This is a genomic window from Rhizobacter sp. P2_D12, from assembly GCF_056404395.1.
The window spans coordinates 1-6,152 of the sequence record NZ_JBFUEB010000196.1; the positions used below are offsets into that span (position 1 = coordinate 1).

At 74.2% G+C, this 6,152-nt stretch carries 2 protein-coding genes; both read left to right on the forward strand.

Going from position 1 to position 6,152, the window contains the following annotated elements:
- A partial coding sequence (locus tag AC1DYN_RS31270) for a type I polyketide synthase (protein ID WP_477966484.1) occupies nucleotides 1–2,237 on the forward strand: 2,237 nt, incomplete at its 5' end.
- Nucleotides 2,234–6,152 (forward strand): type I polyketide synthase (locus AC1DYN_RS31275; protein ID WP_477966486.1); only part of this gene is annotated, 3,919 nt, incomplete at its 3' end. The genes AC1DYN_RS31270 and AC1DYN_RS31275, both read left to right, overlap by 4 nt.

Below are 6,152 nucleotides of genomic sequence, written 5' to 3' on the forward strand. Positions count from 1 at the left end.
GCGTGGCCTTGCGCGGCAGCGCGCGCCACGCGCCGCGCCTGCTGCGGCGCCCGCAGGCCGCGGCCGTGCGTGCACAGCGCCTCGAGGTGGCGCGTGCGGGCACGCTCGACGGTCTCGCGCTGAAGCCGCTGGCGTCGCGCGCACTGAAGCCGAACGAGCTGCGCATCCAGGTGCACGCCGCCGGGCTGAACTTCCGCGACGTGCTGCTCGCGCTCGGCGTCTACCCCGGCAGCGGCATCCCGCTCGGTGCCGAATGCGCCGGTGTCGTCGGCGAGGTCGGTACCGCGGTCGAAGGCTGGCGTGTCGGCGAGCGCGTGTTCGGCTTCGTGCACGACAGCATGGGCAGCGAGGCCATCGCGCCGGCGGCCTTCGTCGCGCGCATCCCGCCGGGCCTGTCGGACGAGCAGGCGGCGGCCTTGCCGGTGGCCTTCCTGACGGCGCACCACGGCCTGTTCACCCTCGCCGGCCTGCAGCGCGGCCAGCGCGTGCTGGTGCATGCCGGGGCCGGCGGCGTCGGGCTGGCGGCGGTGCAGCTTGCGCTGCGCGCCGGTGCCGAGGTCTACGCGACGGCCGGTTCGCCCGAGAAGCGCGCCCACCTGCTGGCGATGGGCGTGCGCGCGGTGATGGATTCGCGCAGCACCTCGTTCGCCGCCGAGCTGATGCGCGCCACCGGCGGGGCCGGCGTCGACGTGCTGCTCAATTCGCTGGCCGGCGAGTTCATCCCGGCCGGCCTCGGCGTCGTCGCGCGCGGCGGCTGGTTCCTCGAACTCGGCAAGCGCGACATCTGGACGGCCGATGCGGTGGCGCAGCGCCACCCCGGCCTGCACTACCAGCCCTACGACCTGGGCGAGGCGGCCTACGCCGAGCCGCGCCTGCTGCGCCCGATGCTGGTCGAGCTGCAGGCCGGCCTGCAGGACGGCAGCCTGGAGCCGCTGCCGGTCACGGTGTTCGACTTCGCGCACGCGGCCGACGCCTTCCGCCACATGGCACAGGCGCGGCACATCGGCAAGATCGTGCTGCGGCTGCCGGCCTCATCGGCCTTCGACGTGCAGGCCGGCGCCAGCTACCTGGTCACCGGTGGCCTGGGCGCGCTCGGCCTGCACACCGCGCGCTGGCTGCAGCGCGCGGGCGCCCGCCACCTGGCGCTGCTGGGCCGGCACGCGCCGTCCGCCGAGGCGGCGCAGGCGGTGCGCGAGCTCGAAGCCGCCGGCGTCGCGGTGCGCTGCTTCGCGGCCGATGCCGGCGATGCCGCGGCGCTGCGCACGGTGCTGGCCCGCATCGCCGCCGAGATGCCGCCGCTGCGCGGCATCGTGCACGCGGCCGGCACGCTGGACGACGGCATCGCGCTGCGCCAGGACTGGCCGCGCTGTGCCGTGGTGCTGCACAACAAGGCGCGTGCCGCCCAGCAGCTGCACGAGCAGACGCGCACGCTGCCGCTGGACTTCTTCGTGATGTACTCCGCCGCCGGCCTGCTGCTCGGTGCGCCGGGGCAGTGCGCCTATGCGGCGGCGAACGCCGAGCTCGACGCGCTGGCCCGGTTGCGCCGCACGCAGGGCCTGCCGGCCCTCAGCGTGGCCTGGGGCGCGTGGGCGCAGGGYGGCATGGCGACGCGGCTCGCGGCCACCGGCCACGACCCGTGGCGCGAGCGCGGCCTGGCGCAGATCGAACCGGCGCAGGGCTTCGAGCGCCTCGAGCAGCTGCTGCGCGAGCGCGCGGTGCATGCCGCGGTGCTGCCGATCGACTGGCCGCGTTTCATCGCCAGCCTGCCGGCCGGCGTCGATCCGGCCTTCTTCGACGGGCTGGTGCAGCGTGCCGCGGCGCCCGCACCGGCCGCGGCCGAATCGTCGGTGCTGTCGCGCCTGCAGGCCACGCCGGCCGGGCAGCGCGCCGCGGCGCTGGCCGCGCACCTCGCCGAACGCGCGCTGCACGTGCTGGGCCTGGATGCCGGCACGCCGGTCGACCCGAAGACGCCGCTGAAGGACCTGGGGCTGGATTCGCTGATGGCAGTCGAGCTGCGCAACGCCTTGACGCGCTCGATCGGCAAACCGCTGTCGGCGACGCTGCTGTTCGACTACCCGACGGTGGCCGCGCTGACGGCGCAGTTGATGCGCGTGCTCGACCTTGCCGAGCCCGCGGCCGTCGACAAGACGCCCGACACCACGCCGCAGGACCTGAGCGAGCTCAGCGACGAACAGGCCGAAGCCCTGCTGCTGCAAGAACTGGGGAGTTCCCGATGACCGACCCGCGCGATGAAGCGCTGAGCCCCGTCAAGCGCGCCCTGATCGAGATCCGCGAGCTGAAGGACCGGCTCGCGCGCTCGAACGCCGCGCTGCACGAACCGATCGCGATCGTCGGCATGGCGATGCGCCTGCCCGGCGGCGTCGTCGATGCCGAAGGCTTCGCCGAGCTGCTGTGGTCCGGCACGGATGCCATCGGCCCGATCCCGCCGGAGCGCTGGAACCTGGACGCGCTGTACGACGCCGACGCCGATGCGCCGGGCAAGATGACGACGCGCTTCGGCGGCTTCGTCGACGCGGTCGACCGCTTCGATGCCGAGTTCTTCGGCATCTCGCCGCGCGAGGCCGCCAGCATGGACCCGCAGCAGCGCATGCTGCTCGAAGTGGCCTGGGAAGCGCTGGAAGACACCGGCATCGCGCCCGCCGAACTGGGTGCGACGCCGCTCGGCCAGCGCACCGGCGTCTACGTCGGCATCTGCAACAACGACTACGGCCGTGCGCTGTACCGCCACGCCGAGCTGATCGATCCGTATTTCGCGACCGGCAATGCGGCGAGCGTCGCATCGGGCCGCCTGTCGTACCTCCTCGGCGTGCAGGGGCCGGCGGTGGCGGTCGACACCGCGTGCTCGTCGTCGCTGGTCGCGCTGCACCTGGCCTGCCAGGGCTTGCGGCTGGGCGAATGCGGCATGGCGCTGGCCGGCGCGGTGAACCTGATCCTGACGCCGGAGATGAACATCAACTTCTCGAAGGCGCGGATGATGGCGCCGGACGGACGCTGCAAGACCTTCGACGCGGCCGCCGACGGCTACGTGCGCGGCGAGGGCTGCGCGGTGCTGGTGCTGAAGCGGCTGGCCGACGCGCAGGCCGCGGGCGACCGCGTGCTGGCCGTGGTGCGCGGCAGCGCGATGAACCAGGACGGCCGCAGCGGCGGGCTGACCGCGCCGAACGGCCCGGCGCAGGAGGCGGTGATCCGCGCCGCGCTGGCCGCCGCCCAGGTCGACGCGCGCCAGATCGGCTACGTCGAGGCGCACGGCACCGGCACGCCGCTCGGCGACCCGATCGAGCTGGGCGCGCTGGCCGCGGTGCTCGGCCGCGGGCGCGATGCGGCGCAGCCGCTGCAGGTCGGCTCGGTCAAGACCAACATCGGCCACCTCGAGGCGGCGGCCGGCCTCGCGGGGCTGATCAAGGTGGTGCTGGCCCTGCAGCGCCGACAGATCCCGCCCCACCTGCACTTCCAGGCCGGCAACCCGCACATCGACTGGAACTGGCCGGTGCAGGTGCCGACGGCATCGACCGACTGGCCCGAGATCGACGGCCGCCGGCTGGCCGGCGTCAGCTCGTTCGGCTTCAGCGGCACCAATGCGCACGTGATCGTCGAAGCCGCGCCGGCCGCATCGCTGGCCGCGCCGCCCGTCACGCTGCAGCGGCCGACCCACCTGCTGGCGCTGTCGGCGCGCGACGACGCGGCGCTGGCCGACCTGGCGCGCCGCCACGAGGCCCGGCTGCTGCAGGGCGAGGAGACCGAGGAGGCGGCCGACCTGTGCTTCAGCGCCAACGCCGGCCGCTCGCATTTCTCGCACCGGATGGCGGTGACGGGTGCGAGCCTGGATGAATTGCACGCCGGCGTGGCCGCCTTCCTGGCTGGCCGCGACGACCCGGCGGTCGCGCGCGGCCAGGTCGAAGGCGCGGTGCGTCCGCAGGTCGCCTTCCTGTTCACCGGGCAGGGCGGCCAGTACGCCGGCATGGGCCGGCAGCTGTACGACAGCTCGCCGGTGTTCCGCGAGGTGCTGGATGCCTGCGACGCGGCGTCGCGTCCGCACCTGCCGCGTTCGCTGCTCGACGTGATCTTCACGCCGGCCGGCAGTGCCTCGCCGATCAACGAGACCGCGTGGGCGCAGCCGGTCAACTTCGCGATCGAGGTTGCACTGGCCACGCTGTGGCGCTCGTGGGGCATCGAGCCTGTCGCGCTGGTGGGGCACAGCCTGGGCGAGTACGCGGCGGCCTGCGTGTCGGGCATGCTGTCGCTCGAGGACGGGCTGCGCCTGGTCATCGAACGCGGCCGGCTGACGCACGAACTGCCGGCCGATGGTGCGATGGCGGCGGTGTTCGCCGCCGAGGCCGTGGTGCAGGCGGAGCTGGCGCACGGGCCGTCCGCGCTGACCATCGCGGCCTACAACGGGCCCGAGCACTTCGTCATCAGCGGCCCGCGCAGTGCGGTCGAGGCCGCGTCGCAGCGGCTCGAAGTACAGGGCGTGCGCGTCAAGCTGCTGCGCGTGCCGCATGCGGCGCACTCGGCACTGATCGAGCCGGTGCTGCCGGCCTTCCGCCGCGTGCTGGAGACCGTCACGTTCAACGCACCGCGCATCGCGCTGGTGTCCAACGTCACCGGCGCGCCGGCCGGGCTGGCCGAGGTCGGCAACGCCGACTACTGGCTCACGCACATGCGGCAGCCGGTGCGTTTCGCGCAGGCGCTGCAAGGCCTGCTGGCGCAGGGCATCACGCACTTCGTCGAGGTCGGGCCGCACCCGGTGCTGCTGGGCATGGGCGCCGAATGCGCCGCGGGTGCCGAGGTCGAATGGCTGCCGTCGCTGCACCGCGAACGTGCCGACTGGACCGACCTGCTGGCCAGTCTGCAGCGGCTCTACGTGTCGGGCGCCGAGGTCGACTGGGCCGCGTTCGATGCGCCGTACGCGCGCCGCCGCGTCGCGCTGCCGACCTACCCGTTCCGCGCGCGCCGGCACTGGATGGACGTCGTCGGCGAAGCGCCTGCGGCCCCGGTCGATGCAGGGCAGCGCTGGCAGCGCGTCAGCAGCGCGCTGGCGCGCCAGGCCGAGCGCGGCCCGCTGGACCTGAACGCGGCGTCGTACCCGGCGAAGTGGGAGTGCCTGGCCCGCATCACCACGGCGCACGCGGCGCACGCGCTGCGCGAGGCCGGGCAGTTCGCCGCGGCTGGCGAGGCGCAGACGCTGGACGGGCTGATGCAGCGCAGCGGCATCGGCGCGAGCTACCGGCACCTGGTGTCGCGCTGGATGGACAGCCTGGTCGAGGCCGGGCAACTGCGCCGCGACGGCGAGCGCTTCGTCGCCGACCGCGCGCTGGCCGAGCCGCCGCTGGCCGCGCTGTGGGCCGAGGCGGAGCGCCTGTTCGTCGACAACCAGCCGCTGCTCGCCTACGTGCGCCACTGCGGCGCGCTGGTGGCGCCGGTGCTGCTGGGCCGCGAAAGCCCGCTCGAGACGCTGTTCCCGCAGGGCTCGTTCGAGCTGGCCGAGAACCTCTACGAGCGCTCGGCGACGATGCGCTACATCAACGGCCTCGCGGCGACCGCCTTCGAGACGCTGGCCGCCACCGTGCCGGCCGGGCGCGCGCTGCGCGTGCTGGAGGTCGGCGCCGGCACCGGCGGCACCAGTTCCGCCATCCTGTCCACGCTCGGGGACGCGCTGCCGGCCGACCGCGCGCAGTACCAGTTCACCGATGTCTCTGACGTCTTCCTCGACCGGGCGCGCGAGCGATTCGCCGCCTACCCGTTCCTGAGTTTCGGCCGCTTCGACATGGACACCGACCCGCAGGCCCAGGGCTACGCGCCGGGCAGCGTCGACGCCATCGTGTCGGCCAACGCGGTGCATGCCAGCCGCGACCTGCGCGTCGCGCTGAAGCGGCTGCGCGGGCTGCTGGCACCGGGCGGCATGCTGGTGCTGGTCGAGTCGACGACGCACCTGCCGTGGTTCGACATGACCACCGGCCTGATCGAAGGCTGGCAGCATTTCGCCGACGACCTGCGCGGCGACAACCCCTTGCTGCCGCCGCAGCGCTGGCTGGAGGCCTTGCGCGAAGCCGGCTTCGACGAAGGGGGTGCCTGGCCGCCGGCCGGTTCGCCGGCCGAGGCGCTGGGGCAGCATGTGATCGTCGCGCGCGTGC